Source organism: Streptomyces sp. NBC_01304, from assembly GCF_035975855.1.
Taxonomy (GTDB): Bacteria; Actinomycetota; Actinomycetes; order Streptomycetales; family Streptomycetaceae; genus Streptomyces.
The window spans coordinates 5,741,932-5,765,161 of the sequence record NZ_CP109055.1 but is presented as its reverse complement, the minus strand read 5'-3'; the positions used below and the strand labels follow the sequence as shown (position 1 = coordinate 5,765,161).

The 23,230-nt window shown below is 70.8% G+C and carries 24 protein-coding genes and 1 tRNA gene; 12 read left to right on the top strand and 13 right to left on the bottom strand.

All coding sequences use genetic code 11. The features are described from left to right. Nucleotides 1-33 precede the first annotated feature (33 nt). The 6 genes from OG430_RS25570 to OG430_RS25545 all read right to left on the bottom strand — a co-directional run bounded on the left by OG430_RS25570 (nucleotide 34) and on the right by OG430_RS25545 (nucleotide 5,400). On the bottom strand, nucleotides 34-1,200 hold the full coding sequence (locus OG430_RS25570) for a lipid-transfer protein (protein ID WP_327354935.1): 1,167 nt from the start codon (nucleotides 1,198-1,200) through the stop codon (nucleotides 34-36). Then, nucleotides 1,197-1,640, bottom strand: coding sequence for a MaoC family dehydratase (locus OG430_RS25565; protein ID WP_327354934.1), 444 nt, complete (start codon nucleotides 1,638-1,640; stop codon nucleotides 1,197-1,199). The genes OG430_RS25570 and OG430_RS25565 overlap by 4 nt, the downstream gene beginning before the upstream one ends. Then, nucleotides 1,637-2,722: an acyl-CoA dehydrogenase family protein gene (locus tag OG430_RS25560; protein ID WP_327354933.1), complete on the bottom strand. Its 1,086-nt coding sequence runs from the start codon at nucleotides 2,720-2,722 to the stop codon at nucleotides 1,637-1,639. The genes OG430_RS25565 and OG430_RS25560 overlap by 4 nt, the downstream gene beginning before the upstream one ends. Further along, entirely contained in the window at nucleotides 2,722-3,675 is a 954-nt protein-coding gene (locus OG430_RS25555) for a bifunctional MaoC family dehydratase N-terminal/OB-fold nucleic acid binding domain-containing protein (protein WP_327354932.1), read from the bottom strand. Before OG430_RS25555 ends, OG430_RS25560 begins: the two co-directional genes overlap by 1 nt. Further along, nucleotides 3,672-4,844, bottom strand: a complete 1,173-nt coding sequence (locus OG430_RS25550; RefSeq protein WP_327354931.1) for an acyl-CoA dehydrogenase family protein — start codon at nucleotides 4,842-4,844, stop codon at nucleotides 3,672-3,674. Before OG430_RS25550 ends, OG430_RS25555 begins: the two co-directional genes overlap by 4 nt. Nucleotides 4,845-5,088: 244 nt before the next feature. After that, on the bottom strand, nucleotides 5,089-5,400 hold the full coding sequence (locus OG430_RS25545) for a hypothetical protein (protein ID WP_327354930.1): 312 nt from the start codon (nucleotides 5,398-5,400) through the stop codon (nucleotides 5,089-5,091). A 392-nt stretch (nucleotides 5,401-5,792) separates the two neighbouring features. Here OG430_RS25545 and OG430_RS25540 point away from each other — a divergent pair, with 392 nt between their 5' ends. Further along, a complete protein-coding gene (locus OG430_RS25540; RefSeq protein WP_327354929.1) occupies nucleotides 5,793-6,656 on the top strand; it encodes a bifunctional DNA primase/polymerase in 864 nt (287 codons plus the stop codon). On the opposite strand, the gene OG430_RS25535 is transcribed toward OG430_RS25540, so the two are convergent. Further along, nucleotides 6,653-7,156, bottom strand: coding sequence for a cupin domain-containing protein (locus tag OG430_RS25535; RefSeq protein WP_327354928.1), 504 nt, complete (start codon nucleotides 7,154-7,156; stop codon nucleotides 6,653-6,655). The two genes, OG430_RS25540 and OG430_RS25535, sit on opposite strands and share 4 nt — an antisense overlap. A 105-nt stretch (nucleotides 7,157-7,261) precedes the next feature. On the opposite strand from OG430_RS25535, the gene OG430_RS25530 reads away from it, so the two are divergent. Then, complete coding sequence (locus OG430_RS25530; protein WP_327354927.1) at nucleotides 7,262-7,570, top strand: hypothetical protein; 309 nt, start codon at nucleotides 7,262-7,264, stop codon at nucleotides 7,568-7,570. A gap of 64 nt (nucleotides 7,571-7,634) precedes the next feature. On the opposite strand, the gene OG430_RS25525 is transcribed toward OG430_RS25530, so the two are convergent. The 3 genes from OG430_RS25525 to OG430_RS25515 form a co-directional block, all read right to left on the bottom strand. After that, nucleotides 7,635-7,719: transfer RNA gene (locus OG430_RS25525), tRNA-Ser, on the bottom strand. A gap of 78 nt (nucleotides 7,720-7,797) precedes the next feature. Next, nucleotides 7,798-8,442 (bottom strand): hypothetical protein, encoded by a 645-nt coding sequence (locus OG430_RS25520; protein ID WP_327354926.1) that lies wholly within the window; start codon nucleotides 8,440-8,442, stop codon nucleotides 7,798-7,800. Between the two features lie 191 nt (nucleotides 8,443-8,633). Beyond that, a complete protein-coding gene (locus OG430_RS25515) occupies nucleotides 8,634-10,229 on the bottom strand; it encodes a S1C family serine protease (protein WP_327354925.1) in 1,596 nt (531 codons plus the stop codon). A 178-nt stretch (nucleotides 10,230-10,407) separates the two neighbouring features. Here OG430_RS25515 and OG430_RS25510 point away from each other — a divergent pair, with 178 nt between their 5' ends. The 3 genes from OG430_RS25510 (at nucleotide 10,408) to OG430_RS25500 (ending at nucleotide 13,102) form a co-directional block, all read left to right on the top strand. Then, on the top strand, nucleotides 10,408-11,259 hold the full coding sequence (locus OG430_RS25510) for a glycerophosphodiester phosphodiesterase (protein ID WP_327354924.1): 852 nt from the start codon (nucleotides 10,408-10,410) through the stop codon (nucleotides 11,257-11,259). 116 nt (nucleotides 11,260-11,375) lie between these two features. After that, nucleotides 11,376-11,990, top strand: coding sequence for an ATP-binding protein (locus OG430_RS25505; RefSeq protein WP_327354923.1), 615 nt, complete (start codon nucleotides 11,376-11,378; stop codon nucleotides 11,988-11,990). Nucleotides 11,991-12,127: 137 nt separating this feature from the next. Next, nucleotides 12,128-13,102 (top strand): DUF5926 family protein, encoded by a 975-nt coding sequence (locus tag OG430_RS25500; RefSeq protein WP_327354922.1) that lies wholly within the window; start codon nucleotides 12,128-12,130, stop codon nucleotides 13,100-13,102. A 264-nt stretch (nucleotides 13,103-13,366) separates the two neighbouring features. On the opposite strand, the gene OG430_RS25495 is transcribed toward OG430_RS25500, so the two are convergent. Together OG430_RS25495 and OG430_RS25490 are read right to left on the bottom strand one after the other, a co-directional pair. After that, on the bottom strand, nucleotides 13,367-13,987 hold the full coding sequence (locus OG430_RS25495; protein WP_327354921.1) for a hypothetical protein: 621 nt from the start codon (nucleotides 13,985-13,987) through the stop codon (nucleotides 13,367-13,369). Nucleotides 13,988-14,126: 139 nt separating this feature from the next. Beyond that, the gene (locus OG430_RS25490; RefSeq protein ID WP_327354920.1) at nucleotides 14,127-14,792 is read right to left on the bottom strand and encodes a bifunctional DNA primase/polymerase; all 666 of its coding nucleotides are present in this window, start codon (nucleotides 14,790-14,792) and stop codon (nucleotides 14,127-14,129) included. A 496-nt stretch (nucleotides 14,793-15,288) separates the two neighbouring features. Here OG430_RS25490 and OG430_RS25485 point away from each other — a divergent pair, with 496 nt between their 5' ends. The 3 genes from OG430_RS25485 (at nucleotide 15,289) to OG430_RS25475 (ending at nucleotide 19,491) form a co-directional block, all read left to right on the top strand. Next, on the top strand, nucleotides 15,289-16,785 hold the full coding sequence (locus OG430_RS25485) for a PP2C family protein-serine/threonine phosphatase (protein WP_327354919.1): 1,497 nt from the start codon (nucleotides 15,289-15,291) through the stop codon (nucleotides 16,783-16,785). A 101-nt stretch (nucleotides 16,786-16,886) separates the two neighbouring features. Further along, complete coding sequence (locus OG430_RS25480; protein ID WP_327354918.1) at nucleotides 16,887-18,368, top strand: aminopeptidase P family protein; 1,482 nt, start codon at nucleotides 16,887-16,889, stop codon at nucleotides 18,366-18,368. A 121-nt stretch (nucleotides 18,369-18,489) separates the two neighbouring features. Next, entirely contained in the window at nucleotides 18,490-19,491 is a 1,002-nt protein-coding gene (locus OG430_RS25475) for a hypothetical protein (protein ID WP_327354917.1), read from the top strand. A gap of 42 nt (nucleotides 19,492-19,533) precedes the next feature. Here the strand turns inward: OG430_RS25475 and OG430_RS25470 are convergent, their stop codons facing one another. Then, complete coding sequence (locus OG430_RS25470) at nucleotides 19,534-20,001, bottom strand: ATP-binding protein (protein WP_327354916.1); 468 nt, start codon at nucleotides 19,999-20,001, stop codon at nucleotides 19,534-19,536. 280 nt (nucleotides 20,002-20,281) lie between these two features. Between OG430_RS25470 and OG430_RS25465 the strand changes: the two genes are divergently transcribed. From OG430_RS25465 to OG430_RS25450, 4 genes are all read left to right on the top strand, one after another. Next, nucleotides 20,282-21,136 (top strand): hypothetical protein, encoded by an 855-nt coding sequence (locus OG430_RS25465; protein ID WP_327354915.1) that lies wholly within the window; start codon nucleotides 20,282-20,284, stop codon nucleotides 21,134-21,136. A gap of 130 nt (nucleotides 21,137-21,266) precedes the next feature. Next, on the top strand, nucleotides 21,267-22,031 hold the full coding sequence (locus OG430_RS25460) for a YcnI family copper-binding membrane protein (RefSeq protein ID WP_327354914.1): 765 nt from the start codon (nucleotides 21,267-21,269) through the stop codon (nucleotides 22,029-22,031). A gap of 41 nt (nucleotides 22,032-22,072) precedes the next feature. Continuing rightward, the gene (locus OG430_RS25455; RefSeq protein ID WP_327354913.1) at nucleotides 22,073-22,726 is read left to right on the top strand and encodes an SCO family protein; all 654 of its coding nucleotides are present in this window, start codon (nucleotides 22,073-22,075) and stop codon (nucleotides 22,724-22,726) included. After that, entirely contained in the window at nucleotides 22,723-23,229 is a 507-nt protein-coding gene (locus OG430_RS25450; RefSeq protein ID WP_327354912.1) for a copper chaperone PCu(A)C, read from the top strand. The genes OG430_RS25455 and OG430_RS25450 overlap by 4 nt, the downstream gene beginning before the upstream one ends. Nucleotide 23,230: the final 1 nt, after the last annotated feature.

Below are 23,230 nucleotides of genomic sequence, written 5' to 3'. Positions count from 1 at the left end.
CGCCCCGGTCGCGGTCCCGGGCCGGCCCGGGGATCAGCCGTCCGCTCCCAGGATCAGCCCGGACGTGGGCACGCCCGTGCCGGCCGTGACGAGCACGCTGGAGGCCCCGGATATCTGGTTCACCGCGCTCCCGCGCACCTGTCGTACGCCCTCCGCTATGCCGTTCATCCCGTGCAGGTACGCCTCCCCGAGTTGCCCGCCGTGCGTATTGAGCGGCAGCCCCCGCGCGGCCACGAAGTCCGCGGCCTCACCCGGCTTGCAGAACCCGAACTCCTCCAGCTGCATCAGCACGAAAGGCGTGAAGTGGTCATAGAGGATGCCGACGTCGATGTCCGACGGGGAGAGCCCGCTGGTCCGCCACAACTGCCGCGCGACCACGCTCATCTCGGGCAGCCCGGTCAGGTCGTCCCGGTAGAAGCTGGTCATCCCCTCCTGCTTGCGGCCCGCGCCCTGGGCCGCGGCGGTGATCACCGCCGGTGCGTTCGGCAGGTCGCGGGCGCGCTCGACGCTCGTCACCACGATCGCCTGGCCGCCGTCGGTCTCCTGGCAGCAGTCGAGCAGCCGGAGCGGTTCGACGATCCAGCGGGACGCCGCGTGGTCCTCCAGCGTGATGGGCTTCTCGTAGAAGTACGCCGCCGGGTTGGTGGCCGCGTACATCCGGTCGGTGACCGCCACGTGCCCGAACGCCTCGGGCGTGAGGCCGTACGTGTGCAGATAGCGCTGGGCCGCCATCGCCACCCAGGACGCGGGCGTGAGCAGCCCGAACGGCAGCGACCAGCCGAGCGCCGCACCCTCCGCCGACGGCTCGCGGTGCTGCACCCCGGAGCCGAAGCGGCGCCCGGAGCGCTCGTTGAACGCCCGGTAGCAGACGACGACTTCGGCCACTCCGGTGGCCACGGCGAGGGCGGCCTGCTGGACGGTGGCGCAGGCCGCGCCGCCGCCGTAGTGAATGCGGGAGAAGAAGGAGAGGTCTCCGATGCCGGCGGCCTGGGCCACGGTGATCTCGGGGTTGGTGTCCATCGTGAACGTGACCATGCCGTCCACGTCCGCGGGGGTCAGCCCCGCGTCGTCGAGGGCCGACTGCACGGCCTCGACGGCGAGTTTGAGCTCACTGCGCCCCGAGTCCTTGGAGAACTCGGTGGCCCCGATGCCGACGATGGCGGCCTTCCCGCCCAGCGAGTCGCGGGTACGCACACTCATGACGCATCGCCCTCCGGGAGAGTCACCGTCACGGTGCCGGTGACGTGCTTGCCGATGCCGTTGGCCCCGACGACCTTGACCTGTGCGGTGATCCAGCCGGTCCCGGCGTCCCCGTCGACCTCGGTGACCGTGCCGGTCAACACCATGGTGTCGCCCGGGTAGTTGGGGGCGCCGAGGCGTATGGCGACCTTCCGGAGCGTGGCCGCCGGCCCGAAGTGGTCGGTGATGTACCGGCCGACCAGGCCGTTGGTGGTGAGGATGTTCATGAAGATGTCGGGGGAGCCCTTCGCCTTGGCGAGCTCCGCGTCGTGGTGCACGTCCTGGTAGTCGCGCGAGGCGATGGCCCCGGCGACGATCAGGGTGCGGGTGATCGGGACCTCCAGAGCCGGCAGCTCGTCCCCGGTCTGCGGCTTCTTCGTACCGGAACTGCTCACACTCATACGAGCTCCCCCTCCTTGGCGATCAACTGCCCCAGTTCCGCGAGGACTTCGGCGCCGCACCCGAGATAGGCGTCCAGCTGCCGCCCCCACAGGAAGTGCCGGTGCACCGGGTGGTCGAGGTCGGCTCCCATCCCGCCGTGCAGGTGCTGGCCCGCGTGCACCACGCGCTTGCCGGCCTCGGACGCCCACCAGGCGGCGGTGAGTGCCGCCCCGCGATGCCCCAGCCCCTCGTCACGACGCCAGGCGGCCTCGTACGCGGTGACCCGTATCGCCTCGGTGTCCATGTACGCGTCGGCGGCCCGCAGCAGCACCGCCTGCTTGGCTGCCAGGGGTTTGCCGAACTGCTCGCGCGTGGAGGTGTATTCGACGGCCCGGGCCAGCGATCCCGCGCACACCCCGGCCTGCAGTCCGGCGAAGGCGGTCCGGGCATCGGCGAGCACGGAGTCGTACGCCGCCGAGGAGTCCGGCGCCCCGAGCAGTTCGCCCGGCACCGCGTCGAGCACGAGCCGCCCGCCCGACCAGGGCGCCGTCAGCTCGACCGGCTCGATCCGCGCGTCCGCGGCCCGCACCATCCACAGACTGTGGTCGGCGGCCGCCACCAGCACGTGCGTGGCGTCCCGCAGCCAGGGCACCCAGGGCACCGCGCCCGTCAGCCGCGCACGGGAGTCGACCCCCGCGTCAGCCGCCAACTGCCCGCCAGAACCGTCCCGTTCGACCTGCACCGAGGCCCGCGCGGGCAGCGCCCCGGCCGCCACCGCCGTCCCGTCCAGGAACCCCGGCAGAAGCCGCTCCCGCTGCTCGGCCGTGCCGTGCGCGCCGACCGCGAGGATCCCGTACACCGCGTTCGCCGCGAAGGGCACCTGGGCGGTGGTGCGGCCCTGCTCCTCCAGGAGCAGCACGAGCCCGAGCAACCCGATGTCCTCGACGGCCCCCGAAAGCCCGGCCCCGCACAGCGCCTTCCACAGCTCGGCGTCCGTACCGGCCCCGCCTGCCGCGAGCCGCTCGGGCGTCGACAGGTCCCCGAATATCTGAGCAGCCAGCTCCTGCGCGGCGCTCTGCTCCTCAGTGGGGTGGAAGTCCATCAGCTCTCACTCCCCCGGAACACCGGAAGTTCCAACTCTTCGTCCACCCGCAGGAATTCGAGCCGCACCGGCATGCCGATCCGCACCTGGTCGTGCGGCACCCCGACCACATTGCTGATCATCCGCACGCCTTCCGCAAGCTCGATCAGGCCCACCGCATACGGCGGATCGAATGCCGGAAAGGGAGGGTGATGCATGACGACGTACGAGAAGACCGTCCCCTCGCCGCTCGCCTCGACGGTGTCCCACTCCTGCGATCCGCACGCGTTGCACCCCGGCAGCCAGGGCAGGCGCAGCTCGCCGCAGCCGCCGCACTTCTGGATGAGCAGCTTGTGCTGCCCGACGCCCTCCCAGAACCCGGCGTTGTCCCGGTTGATCACCGGACGCGGCCGCTGGGCAGGCTTCTTCCCCGGCCCGCCCGACTTCCCGGGCCCGCCCGACTTCCCGGGCTCGCCCGAGGCTTTCGGTTTCCGTTGCGCGGGCGCGTACTTGAGGATCCGGAACCGATGCGTACCGGCCGGCTCGCCCCCCGCCCTGACATCCATCCGCGTCGTCACGAAGTGCCCGGTCCCGAGCTTGGTCGTCTTCTGCTCCGACACCGACTCGATGACGGCGTCGAAGGTGATCGCGTCCCCGATCCGCAGCGGCCGCAGATACTCCTGCTCGCAGTCGGTCGCGACCACAGAGGTGTACCCGGCGCCTTCGAGCAGCGCGAACAGCTCGTCCTGCGCCTTCGACCGCCCCGCATGCCCGCCGAGCCCGCCCATCGTCCAGGCCTGCAGCATGGTCGGCGGCGCCATCGCCTCCGGTCCGGCGTAGGCGGGGTTGGCATCCCCCATCGCCTCGCACCAGTGCCTGATCATCGCCTCGTTGACCAGGTCCTTGCCCACGCCCGCCTCCGCGGCGGGCAGGCCCTCGAACTCCTTGAGCGCGTCCTGGAAGCCGTCACTCATCGCCGCACCTTCCTCATGCCGAGCCGCATCGTCGCGACGATCTCCCGCTGCACCTCGCTCACCCCGCCCCCGAAGGTGTTGATCTGCGCCGCCCTGTTCATCCGCTCCAGCTCGCCGTCCTCGGCTGTGTTGATTCCGAAGGCCCCCGGCGAACCGGCCCGGACCAGCCCGGCCTCCCCCACGATTTCCTGGCACATTCGATACACCTCGACGGCCGATTCGGTTCCCACGAACTTCACGCCGGAGGCATCGCCGGGGGCCAGCGTCCCGGCCCCCACATCCCCCACCAAACGCCAGTTGAGCAGGCGCGTTGCCGCAAGGCGGGCATGCACTTCGGCCAGCCTGGACTGCACCCAAGGCACGTCAACCGGGCGCTCGCCCGTCACCGGATCGGGTGTACGGGCGTGGGCAAGCGCACTCGCATAGCAGTCCTCGGCCTGCATCCCGATCGCGGCGAGCGCGACCCGCTCGTGGTTGAGCTGGTTGGTGATGAGGCCCCAGCCGCCGTTCTCCTCGCCGACCAGGTTCGAGGCGGGCACCCGGATCGAGTCGTAGTACGTCGCCGTCGTCGTGAGCCCGCCGACCGTCTCGATCGGCGTCCAGGAGAACCCCGGTGCGTCGGTCGGCACCAGGATGATCGAGATGCCCTTGTGCTTGGGCGCCTCCGGGTCCGTGCGGCAGGCAAGCCAGATCCAGTCGGCGTTCTGCGCGTTCGAGGTGAAGATCTTCTGCCCGTCGATCAGCCAGTCGTCGCCCTCGCGTACGGCCTTGGTCCGCAGCGAGGCCAGATCGGTCCCGGCCGACGGCTCGCTGTAGCCGATCGCGAAGACGATCTCGCCGGTCAGGATCCGCGGCAGGAAGTACTCCTTCTGCGCGTCCGTCCCGTACTTCATCAGGGTCGGACCCACGGTGTTCAGCGTGACCATCGACACCGGCGTACCCGCGCGGTACGCCTCGTCGAAGAAGACGAACTGCTCGTCGGGGCCGCGCCCCTGGCCCCCGTACTCGACGGGCCAGCCGAGCCCGAGCCGGCCATCGGCTCCGATGCGGCGGAGCAGCCGGCGCTGCTCGGCCGGATCCTCCACGCGCTCGCTCGGCATCACTTCTCGGAAGTACGCACGGAGTTCGGCACGCAGCTGCTGCTGGCGCTCAGTGGGGGCGAGGTGCACGGCGGCCCTCCCGGGACCTCGTACGAATCAGGGTTTCTGACTGTCCGTCAGATACGTTGCCGATGTCAAGGTCGACGACAGCCTGAAGCCAAGGTCACACGGGCCCGCACGAGATCCCTCGGTCGCGTCCGCGGACGGGCCGCGAACACGCCTGCGCGGCGGCACATTTCGTGCCGCCGCGCAGAGCTTCACCCACCCCTCGGGCCGGCCCCCTGGCTCCCCAAGTCCGGGGGGACCGCCCGGCTCACCAGAGTTCGCTGAAGTTGACCGCGATGTTCTCGTTCGACTGGGTGATGGCGGTGAAGCCGGAGCCGTTCACCTGCGCGTTGTTGTTCTGGTTCGAAGCACCGGAGCCGGTGGCCACGTTCTGGTTGGTGGCGTTGTTGCCGTTGTTGTCGTCGCCGACACCGCTGCCACTGACCGTCGCCACGCTCGTGTTCGAACCGTCGTCCGCGAATCCGCCGTTGTCGGCCTGGGCGACCCCGGCGAAGAGTGCTGCGGCGAGGGGCAGGGCGGAAGCGGCGGCGAGGATGCGGGCGGTACGGATGCTTGCCATGTGAATTCCTCCAGAAGCCCGGCCTTCGGTGCGGAAGGACGGGTAAGTGCGGCTGTTACCAAGGCAGTTGGCCGACCGCCTCGGCGATGTGCACGACGTCGCGAGTCCAGAGTTGCCCACCGAATCCCCGGCGAACCACCCCGGACGCCGCCTTTCCCTCGCAAGCGTGAGGATAAGTCGATAAACCCCCTCACTCGTCCAAAATCCCCAGCTCAGCCGCGTGCGACTCACCTGCGGGCACCAACTCCCAAGCCCCGCAAGGGAGGAAGCGTTCCGCCGCACTTTTCGGCCAAATCCTCTCGGCCACCGACTCGCCGCCGACTCGCCGACCCTTCGTACGGAGGAGGCGATTCCCTCTTCCCTTCTTCGAACATACGTACGAACATAGAGGCATGGCCACCTCCGACCGGCACGCCTCCACCCTGGCGCTCGCCCACGCCCTCTCCGCCGCCGAACGCGGTCTGGCCGTGATCCCGCTCTCCCGCAACAAGCTCCCGGCACTCCGCTCCCCGCACCACGACGACCCCGAGCCCGGCCCGTGCCACGGCGAATGCGGCCGCATGGGCCACGGGGTGTACGACGCCACGACCGACCCCGTCCGGATCCGCGCCCTCTTCGCCGCCACGCCCTGGGCGACCGGGTACGGCATCGCGTGCGGGCTGCCCTCGCACCACCTGATCGGCATCGACCTCGACACCAAGTCGGGGACCGACTCGACGGGCACCCTGCGCGAGCTCGCGCTGCGGCACCTGTTCACGATTCCGGACACGGTGGTCGTGCTCACCCCGAGCGGCGGCCGCCATCTCTGGCTCTCCGGCCCCCCGGACGTCGTCGTCCCCAACTCCGCGAGCCGGCTCGCCCCCGGCATCGACATCCGGGGCGCGGGCGGCTATCTGGTGGGCCCCGGCTCACGCACCGAGCACGGCGTCTACAGCACCGCCCCGGGCACCGCCCACCTGGCGCCCGCCCCCTGCCCCCGCGCCCTGCTCCGCCTCCTGACGCCCCCGCCGCGTCCGCGCAGCCCGGGTGCCGGGGCGGCCCCCCAGGGCGAGGGGCTGGTCCACTTCGTCCTCGGCGCCCGCGTCGGCCAGCGCAACACCCGGCTGTTCTGGGCGGCCTGCCGCGCGTACGAGAACGGCATCGGCGACTCCCTCGCCCCCGACCTGACCGCGGCCGCGGTCCAGACCGGCCTCACCGAACGCGAGGCCCAGTCCACGATCGCCTCGGCGGCACGCCTGACGGCGGGGCGCCCCTAGACCCCGGGCCCAGTCCCCGGGCCCTGGCCCTGGCCCTGGCCGGGCAGGAACGGCCGCAGCTCATCCACGAGTTGCGGCCACGCGGCCAGATCCTTCACCTCGGCGAACTCATGGTCGGCGTAGTCGAACCCGGGCGTGACCACCTCGGCCACCAGCCCCTGCCGGGCGCCCGCCACCAACTGCGAAGCCTTCCAATGCCCGCCGGGCACCAGCAAATACCGCTCGTTCTCCGCCCCGAGCAGCACACGCGTGAGCGCGCCGTCGGCGTCCACGGTGACGTACTCGATCGGCCCGCCGTCGAGCAGAAAGTGCAGGATGTCGCTGCGATTCCGGTGCAGTCGCCCCCGCGGCTGCTCCGCGGTGAGCAGGTACTGAATGGACGTGGCCAACGCCCGCTCCCCGTACGGCGTCCCGACCGCCCCCGACGCGGTGTACATCCGCCGGAAGTAGCCGCCTTCGGGATGCGGCTCTAGCTCCAGTTCGGTCAGCCAGTCGCGCATGGGACGGTGCTCCTCTCGGTGAACCGGGCAGTCGTTGCACACAACCCCACCCGACCGTCGTCGGTCTACGGTGCCGTGATCCGTATCCCCATGGCCCGTATCCCCGTGCCCCGACCCAACACGGACATCGGCCTCGCCGTCGCCGCCGGCGTCATCAACCTCTGGCTGTTCGGCTGGTTCTTCCTGCTCGGCCTCGACGGGGTCTGGGCCATCGACGGGTACTACGGCGGCCCACAGGACCCGCAGGCGGCAACGTACAAGTCAGATGCCCTCACCACTCTGTGGCAGGTAGGCGCCGCGGTCGCCCTGCCGCTGGCGGTGTTCCGCTGCGTCCGTGCGCTGTGCACCCACGCCGTGACACTGCTGCTCGCCCTCGCGGTCATCTCCCAGCTGCGTACGTACGGCACCGGGTGACGCGAACAGGGGTGCCGCGATCTTCGCGACACCCCTGTTGACCTGGCCCTTGCCGGGCCCACTGCGGTGGGTGTGGGATTTGAACCCACGGTGACTCGCGCCACGACGGTTTTCAAGACCGTTCCCTTAGGCCGCTCGGGCAACCCACCCACGCCCCGCTCACCTGCGGCGGAGCGGCTACAGCCTACCGGCCGCAGTCACCAGGGTGCCACGGGCCACAGAACGGCTCAGGCCCTGCGCCGGCGTACCGCCGTGACGACGATCCACAGGATCGAGGTGAAGCGGCCCAGCGGAAGCAGCAGCATGGCCGACTCGGTGGCGAAGGAGACGAGGGACAGCACCGCGAGGGAGGCCGCGACCGTGCCGAGGACCGTGGTCCAGCGCGGTGCCGTCGGGGCCAGCGCGCGGGTGCTCGCGGCGACCATGAGGCCGAGCAGCGGGACGTGCAACTGGCCGCCCGCGAGGAAGGTCAGGTAGTGCAGCGTGTGCAGGGCGCCGCCGGTGGCGTCCAGGGTCGGGATCGCCGCGTTGATCAGGCCCGAGGCGGCCAGCGCGACCGCCGCGGCCCAACCCGCCAGGCGGGCCCGCCGGTTGCCGGTCGATGCGGCGAAGAGCGCCAGCGGGACGGCGGCCAGCGTGTGCAGGATGCCCTGGAGGAGGACGACGCCCTGGTTGTCGGCGAAGTACGTCGCGGCCGCCGACTCGGAGTCGAGCGGCGAGGGGTAGACGCCCGTGCCGAGGAGACCGGCCAGCGCGATCCCGCCGACGAAGAGCGCGGCGAAACCGGCCCCGGCGAGCAGTCCACGACGGCCGGCCGTGGTTCCGGTGCGGGAAGCGGGTGCTGCGTGGGCGGAAGTCGCGGTGGTGTTCATGGCTTGCTCCTCGTCGTCGAGCTCGTCGTCGAGCGGACCAGTGCGTTGCCATGAACACTACGAACGAGGAACGGCCCGATCGTCGTACGGACAGCGGCCGTTGAGCTACTTCCCCGGGAGTACGCGACGTCCCGGGGAGTACGCCGCGCACTCCCCGGGACGACCGTCGCTCATGGGCTCGACCACTCAGTTCAGTTGCTCTCGCCCTTGCTGCCCAGGACCACGTCGACCGTGGTCTCGTCGCCACCGCGCTTGTACGTCAGCTTCACCGTGTCGCCCGGCTTGTGCGTCCAGATCTCGCTGATCAGGGTCGGGCCCGCGTCGATCACGCGGTCGTCGAGTTTGGTGATGACGTCGCCGGGCTTGAGGCCCGCCTTGTCCGCGGGGCCGCCCTTGACGACCGAGTCGGCGCCGGCGTCGTCGGTGATGCGGGCGCCGCCGGTGGTCTTCTCGTCCATGAGGACCGAGGCGCCGATCATCGGGTAGGTCGCCTTGCCCGACTTGATGAGCTCCACGGCGACGTTCTTCGCCTGGTTGATCGGGATCGCGAAGCCCAGGCCGATGGAGCCTGCCTGGGTGCCGCCCATGCCGCTGCCGGCGGACTGGATCGCGGAGTTGATGCCGATGACCGCGCCGCGCGCGTCCAGGAGCGGGCCGCCGGAGTTGCCCGGGTTGATGGACGCGTCGGTCTGCAGCGCGCTCATGTAGGAGCGGTTGGCGGAGGCGCCGTCGCTGGAGGCCACCGGGCGGTTCTTGGCGCTGACGATGCCGGTCGTGACGGTGTTGGACAGGCCGAAGGGGGCGCCGATGGCGATCGTCGAATCGCCGACGGCGACCTTGTCGGAGTTGCCGAGGGAGAGCGGCTGGAGGTTCGACGGGGCGTTCTTCAACTTCAGTACGGCCACGTCGTAGCCCTGGGCCTTGCCGACCACCTGGGCCTCGTACTTCTTGCCGTTCGAGAAGGTCGCCGACAGCTTGCCGCCGTCCGCCGCCGAGGCCACCACGTGGTTGTTGGTGAGGATGTGGCCTTCCTTGTCGTACACGAAGCCGGTGCCCGTACCGCCCTCGCCGCCCTGGCCGCTGCCCTGCGCGTCGATGGTGACGACGCTCGGCAGCGCCTTGGCCGCGATCCCCGCGACCGTGCCGGGCGCACGCTTGAGGTCGCCCGGGGTGTCGCCGGCGGAGACCGTCGTCGAGTCCGTGGAGTTGGCGTCGTTGCGCTCGGCCGCCCAGTAGCCGAGACCGCCGCCGACCCCGCCCGCGACGAGCGCCGCGGCGAGCACGGCCGCGACGAGTCCGCCCTTGCCCTTGCCGCCGCCGGAGCCCGGGCCGGGAGCGGGCTGCTGCTGGTAGGAGGCGCCCCATTCGTGGCCACCGCCCCCGCCGTCCGCGTACGAGGGCACGGCGGGCGGCGCGGGCGGCCAGCCGCCGACTCCCTCGGTCATGGGCGCGTCATGCCCTTCCGCGCCATGAGCGGCTGACGGCGCATCAGCGGCCGCAGGCACGGGCGGCAGCTGTGTGGTCGCATGCTCGCCCGCACTCGGCGCCCCGGCCGGCACGGCAGCCGTCGGGGCCACCGGAGGTGCCGGGGGAACAGGCGCGGGGGGTACAGGCGCCGGGGGTACGGGGGCAGCCGGAACCGCGGGCGCGGCCGGAACGTCGGCCCCGGCGGGGACCTGCGCATCCGGACGGGTCGCGTCGGGAGCGGCCACCGGAGGCACGGAAGGTGCGGACGGGGCAGGAGGAACCTCGGTGCCCTCGTTGGTGCCCTCGTTCTCGGTGCTCACAGCTCTCTCCTCGATCAGCAACTGCTCTGTCACGGTCACGGTGTGTGTGCAGCCAGCTTTTCCCACCGGCCGTCAGGGCACCATAAGCCGCACCTGTGCATCCGTCCGCCATCCTTTATGCCGGGCGAAACGGGCGCATCCGCTGATCCCCCGCAGGGTGGAGTGACACCATGACGCGGTGACCTCCGCACGACAGCACAAGCCGCAGCCCGACCCTGAGCACAAGCCCCGGGTAGTCGCCCACCGAGGGGCCTCGGACGATGCCCCCGAGCACACGCTGGCCGCGTACAAGAAGGCCATCGAGGACGGGGCGGACGCCCTGGAGTGCGACGTACGGCTGACCGCAGACGGCCATCTGGTCTGTGTGCACGACCGTCGCGTCAACCGTACGTCCAACGGCCGGGGCGCCGTCTCCGCCCTGGAGCTCGCCGATCTGGCCGCCCTCGACTTCGGCTCCTGGAAGGCCCGCCCCGAGGGGGAGGAGTCGCCCGACTGGTCCGAGGAGCGCCCGGGCCACCCGTCGGCCGACACCTCCGTCCTCACCCTGGAGCGCCTGCTCGAGCTGGCCGCGGACGCGGGCCGCCCGATCGAGCTGGCCATCGAGACGAAGCATCCGACGCGCTGGGCGGGCCAGGTGGAGGAGCGCCTGTTGCTCCTGCTCAAGCGCTTCGGCCTGGACTCGCCGCCCGCCGAAGGACCCTCGCCGGTCCGGATCATGAGCTTCTCGGCGCGCTCCCTGCACCGGGTGCACGCGGCGGCCCCGACCCTGCCGACGGTCTACCTGATGCAGTTCGTCAACCCGCGCTACCGCGACGGCCGCCTCCCCGAAGGGGTGGGCATCGCGGGACCCGGCATCCGGCTCGTGCGCAACCACCCCGCGTACATCGAGAAGCTGCAACGGGCGGGCAAGCAGGTGCACGTGTGGACGGTGAACGAACCCGAGGACGTCGAGCTCTGCACCCGGCTCGGCATCGACGCGATCATCACCAACCGGCCGCGGGCCGTACTGGATCAGCTCGGCCGCCCCTGAGCACCCCTGAATCGACCCTCGACCGCCGCCGAACCGCCCCTGAACCGCCCCTGAAAGCGCTCACGCCACTCACGCAGAGTGCACCGGCGCGTTCGGTCCGTATTCGATCGTTACGAGTGCGTCACCGCACGCGTGTTGGCCGGTTTCCGGTCCAGTCCATTGGGGCATCCACACCGTGGCGTGGGGCAAAGGAGGTCTCGGGGGTGGCGTTGGTGGTGGCACAGGAGGTGCCCGCGTCTTCGAGCATGGCCGTACCCCATGGCCCTGCGGGCGTGGGACTGGCCAGACATGAGATGCGCGATCAATTGCGTGTCAGCGGGGTATCGGATTCGGTCATTGATGATGCCGTTCTGATTCTTTCCGAACTACTCAGCAATGCCTGCCGCCACGGCAGGCCCTTGGGCAACGGGGCGACGGTCGGCGACGGCGACGTACGGGCCGCCTGGTGCGTGGACACGGCGGGCCGGCTCACGGTCGAAGTGACGGACGGCGGCGGTCCGACCCGTCCGGTTCCGGCCACCCCCTCGGTCACCGCGCGCGGCGGTCGCGGGCTCAACATCATCTCGGCGCTGGCTCAGGACTGGGGCGTACGGGACAGCGCGACCGGTGAAGTCACCGTGTGGGTACTGATCGCGAACGGGCACCACCGCGAGGATTTCGCTACGCGCGTTGCGGGCCCGGCGGCAGTGGCCGAGCTCGAGTTCGCCGATCCCTACGACGACTTGGGCTGAGCAAGACCTCGGGCCGACCACCGCCGAGTACCGGCGAGTGCCGCCCGAATACCGCGATCCTCGGCCTGAACCCCGGTGTACGCACGAGCGGCTAGGCTCGCGCCGTACTAGTGAGCCGTAACCGGGAGACAGCCACCATGGCCAAGAAGCGCCCCCATCCCAAGGCCAACACGGCCAAGAAGGCCCAGCTCGTCGACGGAGAGATCCCGGTCGTCGGCGCCCGCGAGCCCTGCCCCTGCAACTCCGGCCGCCGGTACAAGGCGTGCCACGGCCGCGAGGCCGCGCACGCCGTGACCGCGCTGGTGCACCGCCCCTTCGAGGGCCTGACCGGCGAGTGCGACTGGGTCGCCCTGCGCGAGCTGGTCCCGGCCGCGACCGTCGAACTCACCCTCAAGGACGGCCTGCCCGAGGGCGTGCCCTCCGTGACGCTCGCGACGGTCCTGCCGATGGCCTGGCCCGGCCTGCGCCGCGAGGACGGCGCCGTCCTCATCGGCCTGCAGAACGACACCTCGTCCGGCGACCTCAGCCGCGACCTGGCCGACAACCTGCAGCAGGCCCTGGCCACCGCCCCGGGCAACCCGGTGCAGGGCCGCCGCGCCCCGGCCGACGGCCCGCGCCTGCAGGACCTGCTCGACCCGAAGGCCGCTTTCGAGCCGGTCGTGCACAGCGGCTTCGAGTTCTGGGTGCCGGATTCGGAGAACGCCACGGCGGACGTCTCGGCCTCCCTGGAGCGGGCGAACGCCGCCGCGATCCCGACCGTCAAGCTCACCGGCGTCGACTCCGCCTACTGGTGCGAGACCCCGGACAAGAACCACCTGCGCTGGGTCATGCCGACCCCCGAGGAGGAGCTTCTCGACGCCCTCGCCCGGCTGAGCGCGGCCGGCACCTCGGGCCTCGGTGAAGGAACGCGCCTGGTCGGCTCGTTCCGCGCGCACGGCCTGATGGTTCCGGTCTGGGACCTGCCGAGCGAGATCCAGGCGGCGGACGTGGAAAAGCCGGCCGCCGAATTCGCCGAGCGCCTCGCGGCCGCGCTGGCCACCGACGCCCCGCTCTCCCCGGAGGAGCGTCGCGCCCGCGGCGGTCTCACCAATCGCCAGGTAACCCTGAACTGATCAATAAGGGAGGGGCAGGCGGGTACTTTCGGTCAACAAACGCTGGAGTTCGGACACAGGTCACAGATGGGAACGTATGACTCCGGTCACAACTCCCGGTTCGTGCAGGTAAATCCATGTCCGAATAGGCGAGATCGAATTTGCTAACTGCCGATCTCTTGTTACCGTTCTGGTAGCCCGGTCGCTGGTGCATCCCCCGTCGCCAGCGACCGGGCCCTTCCATTTCCTGGATGATCTTGAATCCGCCTCGGCGGATTTCCGCGCTCAACTCCCGCTCGTACGCACCGAGTTGCTCCCCGAGCGCAGCAGCAGCGCCGGCTCGTCGCCGTCCGCCTCTCCCTCCGCCGCGAACTCCGCCACCGCCGTGTACGCCTCCGCCGCGCCCCGCGAGGGCTCCCTCGGGGTCTCACAGGCGCCGGGCTCGTCGCCGGCCCCCACGACGCAGTACATCTGCACGGTGCGGCCTTCGGGGCCCATCAGGGTCAGCACCGAGCGGAGCTCCTCGCCGGTGGCGTTGCGGTAGTAGGTGCGCGCCCACGTGTCGTGCGCCTGGGACAGCACACAGGTCTGGGCCTCCACGCCGTCGGGCGAGGCGAGTTCCGGCCCGCAGCGCGCCGCGGTGGTCAGCCCGAGCCCGGAGAGCAGACCCGGCTCACGCCCCTCGGCCTTCTCCTCGACGGTCCCGGCAGGCTTGCTTTCGGCCTTGTCGTCGGTGCGTACGTCACCGTCGTCGCGTACGCCGTCGTCCTCGCGTGCGCCGCTTTGTTCGCGTACGCCGCTGTCGATACGCGTGCCGTGCAGCCCGGTGTCCCCCGCCGGCCCCGCGAAGGCTCCGGCCAGCGGGAGGAGGGCGGCGACCGCGACAGCGGTCGCGAGCGCCGTCAAGCGAGCTCGCTCCAAGGGACCCACCTGCTCATCCACCGGAAATCCGGGAAGGCCCGGGAACACCCGGGAGAAACGAAGGAGATGAGCCGAAAGGTTAGCGACGGATCGGGGCCCCAGGAGCGGCGCGCGCCGGGCGCCCCTAGAACTCGGGCGCGCTCACACCCGTACGAGTGAGGGTGTCGACAAGGACATCCACCACGGCCTCGACATCCGGCAGCCACGGCCGGCCCGAACCGGGCAGCGGCGCGCGCTCCCAGCGGACCTGGCCCTTGCCGGTCTCCGAGGGCGGCAGCACCAGATAGCCCCCGGTGCCGTGGAAGCGCAGCGACCCGGGCACCCAGTCCTGGGCGTACAGCAACTCGCCCAACTGCTCCATGGAGTACGGCGCGACGAGGAGGAACCACCGGTCGGGGGTCGCGACGACCGGGCCGAGCCGGACGCCCGCGCGGTCGAGGATCGTCAGTGCCTCCGCGGCGGCGACCGCGGGCAGGCTGATCGCGCACGGGCCCGGGGCGCCGGTGGCCAGGACGATCGGCGCGGTCGGCCGGTTGGTCCACCACCAGCGCACCATGCGGGCGTCGGTGGTCGCCGCGAGGAGACCGGGGTCGAAGGGGTGGGCGCCCGGGACCACGCACTCGGCGTCGGGACAGGCGCAGCCGGGGGAGCCGGTCTGCTTCGGGCCGACGCCGGGGAGTACCGGCCACTGCCAGGTGGTCGCGAAGGTCAGGGCCGCGCCGATCGGTTCAGGCCGCCCACCGAATCGCTTGGACAGGAGCCTGCGTCGCCTTCCGAGGATCTCGCGCATGAGCGCTCGTTCCTTTCCGTTGAAACGCAGAGACACTTCGGACACTTTGGGTCACATCACACCATGCGTGCGTCAGTTCACTGTGCGTACGGCGCTTCGCACCCCTGGCCCTGGACCTCGGGACATGGAAGTCCCCATCGGGCCGAGCACTGGCTGAGCTCCATTAAAGCCTGGCGGAGGGTGGCGCGTACCTGGCGTTTGTGTGCCAAGTGCGTATGCCTCGCGCGCTTGCTCACTGCTTCGCGCTGTCCCCCGTAGTAACCGCCACTGGAGAGCGGGGCGCGGTCGTCGCCGGTTAAGACGCCAGGGCCCGCCGCCAGGTTCCGGGGCTTTCCCAACTGCCCCTGTCCTCATACGACTACGTACCCACCACGACCGCTGTGACGCCGTGTTGAACGATGTCAGTCGACCGCAATAAACCCCTACTGCTGTCAGTTTTCGGCCAAGTCCCAATTCTCTCGGCTAACCCTTGGACACCAGCAATCTCAGCAGGACAATGCTGGACATTCACTCATCAGCCCGTGTAGATGTGGATCCATTGCTGGCGGCGCAGAATGACATGGGGGTTTGCGATGCTATTGGGCAATACGCACCGGCCGGAAAGCCGAACGCCATGAACGCTCCGCACCCAGGGAAAGTGGCCGGAATCGACTCAACGGTTCCCCCACCCGCGCACACTGTCGCGCCTGTCTCCACCCCCTCACCCGCCCCGGGAGCCGTCCTCCAGGACCGGCTCGCGGGCTGGGTCTCGGATCTCACCACCCTGCACGAACTCACCGAGCGGCTCGCCCGCACCGGCGCCCTCGACGACGCCCTGCACGAGCTGCTCCGCGCCGGTGCCGCCCTCGTCGGCGCCCGTCGCGGCCTGGTCGTGCTCGAGCCCGCCGACGGGCACGGGCCCAGCTCCACGGTCGGCCTGGGGCTCGCCCATGCGGATCTCGGGCACCTGGAGACGGTGCCGCGCACGGCCACCTCGTACGGGCAACTCATCGACAATCCGGTCGGACTGCCCGGCAGCGGCGCCGAGATCGCGCACGCCGACCTGCTCGCCGAGGACGGCCTCGACCCCCGCCACCGCGAGGTCGCGGCCCGGCTCGGCTACGCGGCGAGCTATGCGCTGGCCCTGTCCACCGAGTCGGCCGGGCGGCTCGGCGCCGTGGTCTGGCTGTACGACGAGCCGGCCGAGCCCGTCGAGCGCCAGCGCCATCTGGTCGGGCTCTACGCGCGGTACGCCACCGAGCACTTGGCCCGCCTCGTCGAGCTGGAGCGCGGCCGCACCAAGCTGGCCACCATCGCCGAGGAGCTGCTGCCCAGCCGGCTCGCCCGGGTCGCCGGCGTCCAGCTCGCCGCCCGGCACCGCACCGGGCCGCGCGGCGGCGGCGACTGGTACGACGCGCTGCCGCTGCCCGAAGGCGCGCTGGGTCTTGCCGTCGGGTCGGTCACCGGGGCGGGGCCGAGCGCGGTCGCGGCGATGGGACGGCTCAGGGCCTCGCTGCGTGCGTACGCCGTCATGGAGGGCGAGGACCCCGTCGCCGTCCTGTCCGACCTCGAACTCCTGATGCGGCTGACCGAGCCCGCGCGCAGCGCCACCGCCCTGTTCGCGTACTGCGAACCGAAGCAGCGCAAGATCGTGCTCGCCGGGGCCGGGCACGCCCCGCCGCTGGTCATCGGCGAGCGGCGGACCGAGTTCGTGGAGACCTCGCTGTCCGCGCCGCTCGGGATGCTCTCCTGCTGGGAGGCGCCCAGCGTGGAGCTGTCGCCGGAGCCGGGCGAGACGGTGCTGCTCTACACGGACGGCCTGCTGCACCGCACGGGCGATGCGATGGACCGGGCCTTCGGGCGGCTGCACGCGGCCGCCGCGAGCGTGCCGAAGTCGTTGCGCGACGACCCCGGATCGATCGCGGACCATGTGCTGCGGCACGTGCTGCCGGACGGGCTCGACGAGGCGGACAGCCAGGAGGACGTCGTGATTCTCGCGGCCCGCTTCGAGTAGGCGGCTGGGAATGCCGGGTTTCGCGTGACTTTGGCCATAGGTCTTAAGGCTCTGGGCCGCCTTCCGTACGGACATACGATGGAAGGCGGTCCAGTGTCGTTATGAGGAGGCAGACCGTGGCTGAGCAGCTCGAGAACCCGGAGACCCCGGAAGAAGCTGAAGAGCAGGAGCCGATCAAGCAGCGCAAGAACGGCCTGTACCCGGGTGTGTCCGACGAGCTCGCCGCGAGCATGGCCTCCGGCTGGGCCGACACCGAGCTGACCGATCCGCAGCCCATCGCCCAGGCCGAGCACACCGCCGCCCGCCGCGCCGCGCTCTCCGCGCGCTTCCCGGGCGAGCGTCTGGTGATCCCCGCAGGCAATCTCAAGACGCGCTCCAACGACACCGAGTACGACTTCCGCGCCTCCACCGAGTACGCGTACCTCACCGGCAACCAGACGGAGGACGGCGTCCTCGTCCTGGAGCCGGTGAAGGACGGCCACAAGGCCACCATTTACCTACTGCCGCGTTCCAACCGTGAGAACGGCGAGTTCTGGCTGGACGGCCAGGGCGAGCTCTGGGTCGGCCGCCGCCACTCCCTCACCGAGGCCGGGCAGATCTACGGCATCCCCGCCTCCGACGTGCGCGAGCTGCCCGCCGCGCTCGCCGAGTCGACCGGCGACACGCGCGTGGTGCGCGGCCACGACGCCGGCATCGAGAAGGCGCTGGCCGACAAGGTCACCGCCGAGCGCGACGAGGAGCTGCGGGTCTTCCTCTCCGAGGCCCGTCTGGTCAAGGACGCCTTCGAGATCGCCCAGCTGGAGCAGGCCTGCGCCTCCACCGCGCGTGGCTTCGAGGACGTCGTGAAGGTCCTCGACAAGGCCGAGGCGACCTCGGAGCGCTACATCGAGGGCACTTTCTTCCTGCGCGCCCGCGTCGAGGGCAACGACGTCGGCTACGGCTCGATCTGCGCCGCGGGCCCGCACGCCACGACCCTGCACTGGGTGCGCAACAACGGCGAGGTCCGCTCCGGCGACCTGCTGCTGCTCGACGCGGGTGTCGAGACCAATGAGCTGTACACCGCGGACGTGACCCGGACCCTCCCGATCAACGGCCGCTTCAACGAGCTGCAGCGCAAGATCTACGACGCCGTGTACGAGGCCCAGGAGGCCGGTATCGCGGCCGTGAAGCCGGGCGCCTCGTACCGCGACTTCCACGACGCCGCGCAGGCCGTGCTCGCCGCGAAGCTGGTCGAGTGGGGCCTGGTCGAGGGCCCGGTCGAGAAGGTGCTCGAGCTCGGGCTGCAGCGCCGCTGGACGCTGCACGGCACCGGCCACATGCTCGGCATGGACGTCCACGACTGCGCCGCCGCGCGCCGCGAGTCGTACGTCGACGGCACGCTGGAGCCGGGCATGTGCCTGACCGTCGAGCCCGGCCTGTACTTCCAGGCGGACGACGTGACGGTGCCCGAGGAGTACCGGGGCATCGGCGTCCGGATCGAGGACGACATCCTGGTCACCGAGGACGGCAACCGGAACCTCTCCGACCAGCTGCCGCGGCGCTCCGACGAGGTCGAGGCGTGGATGGCGCAGCTCAAGGGCTAGCCGCCGCTCGTACGTTGCCGAAGGCCGGGCTTCTCCCACTGGGGAGGGCCCGGCCTTCGTCATCTGCCCAACTCCCCGTACCCCAGCGGGCGTTGTCAGTGCGGTTGCCTACGGTGTCCGCATGAGCCGAGCGATAGCCGATACGCCGGAAGCCGAGTACGAGCTCCGCAACTGGATCTTCGACATGCCCGAAGTGCTGCGGGAGATGCGCGCCGAAGTACTGGACGAGGACTTCCCGTTCGACTTCGGCGTGGCCACGCTGGACGCGCTCGAGGCTCACATGCTGGACGAGTTCCCGTCGGCGAGCGACACGGTCTCGATGGACTTCCGCCCGACCCGGTGCGCCATGGCCTACCTCGGCGAGGTGCTGCTGAGCATCGCCGGCGGTCAGTGGGGATGGAACCGGCGCGAGGTGCGCGGCTCCGCCCGGGGACGTCCGGGGCATCCGGTGATCTGCCCCGACCCCGCGCTCGGCCTCAAGCCCACTGCCCCACTGCTGCTCATCACTTACGCCCGGGCCCATCGCACCGGGGGCGCTTTCGCCTGGGAGGCAGAGCGGCTGCGCCGAGCCGTCGCGGACTTGAAGGAGCAGGATCCGGACTGGGAGCCGGCCACGGTGCTCCACCCGGCCGAGGCCGAACGCAGGTCCGGGACGGACCATCCGGACCTGCTGCGGTGGCTCGACGAACGGGCACGGGCCTTCCCCGCCTGGGCCGAAGAGGCGGGCGCCCCGAAGCAGTGGGACTTCGGCCCCGACACCCTCGATCTGCTGGAGGACGTCGTCCGCGGCAGATTCGCCGACGACGAGTCGGTCGACGCGGCCAAGGGCAGCCCGTTCGTCCAGGGTGCCGTCTGGTACATCGGGGAGACCGTGCGCCGTCACCGGGACGGTGTGGTGTGGCAGTACCAGCCGGGGACGCCCTATACGAAGGCCGAGGACGCGGTCCTGTTCGGCCCGGGCGAATTCGGCGTCTTCAACACTCCGCTGCTCGGCCAGCCCGGGCTTCGGGAGGGCAACCGGGCGTACCCGCTGGGCATCCTGAACACCCTCTACTGGGAGTTCGACGACATCGACGAGCCCCTCGACGACCACATACGCGATCTCCTCGACGACTGGGCGTGACGCCCGCTCGCCAGGAGCTCGGGTCGTCCGCTCGCAAAGAGCTCAGGCGCTCACCAACGGCGCGTCCACCCGCCACTTGAGGATCTTGTCGAAGCTGACCACCGCTCCACCGCCCGCCGCCCCGGCCCGATTGCCGAACGACGCGTGGTCGGCCAGATCACGGATCAGGCCGAGGCCCCGCCCGTGCTCCGCCTCGTCCTGAGCCACCGGCCGTGCGGGCTGCCGCTCGCGGCCGCCGGGCGGGAAGCCGGGACCGGAATCGGACACCTCGATGCGGCACCGCTCACCCTCCAGGAAGGCGGTGACCCGGTACGCGCCGGACGGTCCGCCCTGCTGCGGGCCGCCGCCGTGCTCCACGGCGTTGGCGCAGGCCTCGGTGAGGGCGAGGGAGAGGTCGAAGGAAATGTCCGGGTCGACGCCCGCGGTCTCCATCGTGCCGAGCAGCAGCCGGCGGGCGAGCGGCACGCTCGCAGCCTCGCGCCGCAAGTGGAGAGACCACCAGATGCTCATGCTCCAGCCCCCCGGCTCTGCTGCATGCGGCTCGACATACCCCTACGTATTGCCGCGATGGGCCTTGCGTAAGCGCACAGTTGACGTGATGCCGCCCATACGGCGGACGCGCGGAGCGGGTCAGGAGAGGTAGAGGGCTCGGCCGTCCCCACCGAAATGTCCGCTGCATCCGCCACCACGTCGCCGGCAAGCCGCTGCCAAGCCGCCATCAACGCGACCTTCTGGACCTTGTGGACCTGCCGTATGGGCGGGGTAAGGCCAGTGCGATGATGACCCGGTCATGGCTGCCCCCCACATGCGAGACAGGCGCGCCGGAGGAGATCTCCGGCTGCTGCGGGCCGCGGTGTTCGCCGCGGTCTGCGTCGTGCTGTCCGCGGGGGGCCATGCCCTCGCCTCCTGCATGGCCGTCCCGCTGTGGACGCTCGGCGCCGGATTCGTCGTCGTCCTCGCCGTCGCCGCGCCGCTCGCCGGGCGGGCCCGGTCGATGCCCGGGATCGCCGGGGGCCTGGCGATCGGCCAGCTCGCGCTGCACGTCCTCTTCGGCCTCGGCCAGCACGGCGGCGCCGCCGCCGGGGGCTCCGCGGCGGACCTCTCCCTGATCGAGCGGGCCGCGCGCCTGCTGTGCGGGGCCGGTCCGGTCACCGTGGACCAGGCGCGGCGGACCCTGGTGGACGCCGGCCTGGAATCGGGCGGCGGCGCGCACGCGATGCACCAGCACGCGGGCATGGCAGGCATGGCGGACATGGCGGACATGGGCACCGGCCAGTCCGGCGACATGGCCGGTGCCCATGTCGCCGGCCAGAACATGGCGCTGCTGCCGGGCCTGCCCATGCTGCTCGGACACCTGCTCGCGGCACTCGCCGCGGGGTGGCTGCTGCGGCGGGGCGATCTGGCGCTGCTGCGGCTGACCGAGCTGTGGGCGTACGGAGTCACCGAGGGGGCGCTCGTACGTTCCCTGCGCGCTGCCCTGTCTCTGGTGCGTGCCTTGCGCGCCGGGCTCCCGTCGGTGCCCGAGCCCGCCCTCTGCACGCCGGGCGCCGCCCAGGGCGCACCGTCGAAGCCGCGTACCACCGTCCTCAAGGACACGGTGATCCGGCGCGGGCCACCCCCGTCCGCGTACGCACTCATCGCCTGACGCGGCGCGCCTCACTCCCCACGCAGTACGGAGACGCGGTGGCCGTGCGGGCCGGCATCCGCGTGCACGTCCCTGTGCACGTCCATCCGTACATCACCGTGTCCCACTGCTGAGAGTGGAGTGTTCTGCCATGTCTGTTTCGCGTACCAAGACCTCGCGCACCAAGGTCCGTCTCGCCGCCGCCGGCGTCGTCGCCGCGTCCTCCGTGCTGCTCCTGTCCGGACCGGCCTTCGCGCACGTCAGCGTCCAGCCGCAGGGTGAGGCCGCCAAGGGCTCGTACGCCACGGTCAACTTCAAGGTGCCGAACGAGAAGGACGACGCCTCGACCACCAAGCTCGAGGTCAACTTCCCGACCGACCACCCGCTCGCCTCCGTGATGCCGCAGCCGGTGCCGGGCTGGGACGTGAAGGTCACCAAGTCCAAGCTGGACAAGCCGATCGAGATGCACGGCGAGAAGATCGACGAGGCCGTCTCCAAGGTCACCTGGACCGCCGACGGCAAGGGCATCGAGTCGGGCACCTTCCAGCAGTTCCCGGTCTCCCTCGGCCAGCTGCCCGAGGACGCCGACCAGATGGTCTTCAAGGCCCTGCAGACGTACTCCGACAAGGAGGTCGTCCGCTGGATCGAGGCCCCCAAGGAGGGCGGCGAGGAGCCCGAGAAGCCCGCGCCCGTCCTGAAGCTCACCGAGCCCACCGAGGGCAGCCACACGCACGGCGCCTCCGACAAGGACGAGGACGCCAAGTCCGGTGAGGGCCACGACTCCGAGAAGACGGAGAAGGCCGCCGACACCAGCGACGGCACCGCCCGTGCGCTCGGCATCGCGGGCATCCTCGTCGGCATCGCCGGTGTGGCCTTCGGCGTCCTGGCCGGCCGCAAGCGCGGCGCCCAGAGCTGACCCGACGGCCACCCATCACCCCATATCTGGGAACATTTCACATGCGCAAGAAGACCCTGTACGCCGCCGCTCTGCTGGCCGCGGCGACCCTTTCCCTGTCCGCCTGCGGCTCCGGTGACGATGCCAAGAAGCCCCTCGCGGACGTCTCGGCCCAGTCCCAGGACAAGGCGGCGACGGTGCTCGACCGGCCGTTCGCGAAGCCGGACATGATCCTGACGGACACGCACGGCAAGAAGTTCGACCTGCTGGAGCAGACCAAGGGCAAGCCGACGCTGATCTACTTCGGCTACACACACTGCCCGGACGTCTGCCCGCTGACGATGAGCAACATCGCGCTCGCCAAGAAGAAGCTGTCCAAGGCGGACCAGGACAAGCTGCAGGTCGTCTTCGTCACCACCGACCCCGAGCGGGACACCCCCGCCGAGCTCGGCAAGTGGCTCAAGGCGCAGGACCCGTCCTTCATCGGCCTGACCGGCGAGTTCGCCACCATCAAGGCCAGCGCCCTCAAGCTCGGCATCAGCATCGAGGCGCCCGTGAAGGAGAAGGACGGCTCCGTCACCTCCATGCACGGCAAGCAGGTCTTCGCGTTCTCACCGAAGACCGACGAAGGCTACGTCTTCTACAACGGCGAAGAGACCACCGCCGACGACTACGCCAAGGACCTGCCGAAGATCATCAAGGGAGAAACCCCGTGAACCGCCGCACCACCCTCGTCGCCGCCATAGCCCTGACCGGGTCCCTGGCGCTGGCGGGCTGCTCCAGCTCCTCCGACGACGCCACCGGCACCAAGTCGAAGGAGACGCCCAAGGCGTCCGACCAGGCCGCCACCAAGCCCCAGTTGAGCGTCTCCGGCGGCTTCATGCCGGAGCCCACCATGCCCGACATGGCCGGCGGCTTCCTCACCATCACCAACAAGGGCGCGGCCGACAAGCTCACCTCCGTCACCGCCGACTTCGCCGGCAAGTCGGAGATCCACGAGACCGTCGACCAGAAGATGAAGAAGGTCGAGTCCTTCGACATCCCGGCCAACGGCGAGCTCAAGCTCCAGCGCGGCGGCAACCACATCATGTTCCTCGACGTGAAGAAGAAGCCGAAGAAGGGCGACAAGGTGACGGTGGAACTCCACTTCGCCAAGTCCGCCCCGATCAAGGCCGAACTCGAGGTCATGGACGCGACCCACAACCCGAAGAGCCACTGAG

Excerpts from the sequence above, each read along its gene's own strand:
- OG430_RS25560 (WP_327354933.1), bottom strand. The coding sequence starts at position 2,722 with ATGGACTTCCACCCCACTGAGGAGCAGAGCGCCGCGCAGGAGCTGGCT.
- OG430_RS25475 (WP_327354917.1), top strand. The coding sequence starts at position 18,490 with ATGAGCCGAGCGATAGCCGATACGCCGGAAGCCGAGTACGAGCTCCGC.
- OG430_RS25540 (WP_327354929.1), top strand. The coding sequence starts at position 5,793 with ATGGCCACCTCCGACCGGCACGCCTCCACCCTGGCGCTCGCCCACGCC.
- OG430_RS25460 (WP_327354914.1), top strand. The coding sequence starts at position 21,267 with ATGTCTGTTTCGCGTACCAAGACCTCGCGCACCAAGGTCCGTCTCGCC.
- OG430_RS25485 (WP_327354919.1), top strand. The coding sequence starts at position 15,289 with ATGCTGGACATTCACTCATCAGCCCGTGTAGATGTGGATCCATTGCTG.
- OG430_RS25455 (WP_327354913.1), top strand. The coding sequence starts at position 22,073 with ATGCGCAAGAAGACCCTGTACGCCGCCGCTCTGCTGGCCGCGGCGACC.
- OG430_RS25565 (WP_327354934.1), bottom strand. The coding sequence starts at position 1,640 with ATGAGTGTGAGCAGTTCCGGTACGAAGAAGCCGCAGACCGGGGACGAG.
- OG430_RS25480 (WP_327354918.1), top strand. The coding sequence starts at position 16,887 with ATGAGGAGGCAGACCGTGGCTGAGCAGCTCGAGAACCCGGAGACCCCG.
- OG430_RS25545 (WP_327354930.1), bottom strand. The coding sequence starts at position 5,400 with ATGGCAAGCATCCGTACCGCCCGCATCCTCGCCGCCGCTTCCGCCCTG.
- OG430_RS25570 (WP_327354935.1), bottom strand. The coding sequence starts at position 1,200 with ATGAGTGTGCGTACCCGCGACTCGCTGGGCGGGAAGGCCGCCATCGTC.
- OG430_RS25490 (WP_327354920.1), bottom strand. The coding sequence starts at position 14,792 with ATGCGCGAGATCCTCGGAAGGCGACGCAGGCTCCTGTCCAAGCGATTC.
- OG430_RS25520 (WP_327354926.1), bottom strand. The coding sequence starts at position 8,442 with ATGAACACCACCGCGACTTCCGCCCACGCAGCACCCGCTTCCCGCACC.
- OG430_RS25535 (WP_327354928.1), bottom strand. The coding sequence starts at position 7,156 with ATGCGCGACTGGCTGACCGAACTGGAGCTAGAGCCGCATCCCGAAGGC.
- OG430_RS25465 (WP_327354915.1), top strand. The coding sequence starts at position 20,282 with ATGGCTGCCCCCCACATGCGAGACAGGCGCGCCGGAGGAGATCTCCGG.
- OG430_RS25470 (WP_327354916.1), bottom strand. The coding sequence starts at position 20,001 with ATGAGCATCTGGTGGTCTCTCCACTTGCGGCGCGAGGCTGCGAGCGTG.
- OG430_RS25555 (WP_327354932.1), bottom strand. The coding sequence starts at position 3,675 with ATGAGTGACGGCTTCCAGGACGCGCTCAAGGAGTTCGAGGGCCTGCCC.
- OG430_RS25500 (WP_327354922.1), top strand. The coding sequence starts at position 12,128 with ATGGCCAAGAAGCGCCCCCATCCCAAGGCCAACACGGCCAAGAAGGCC.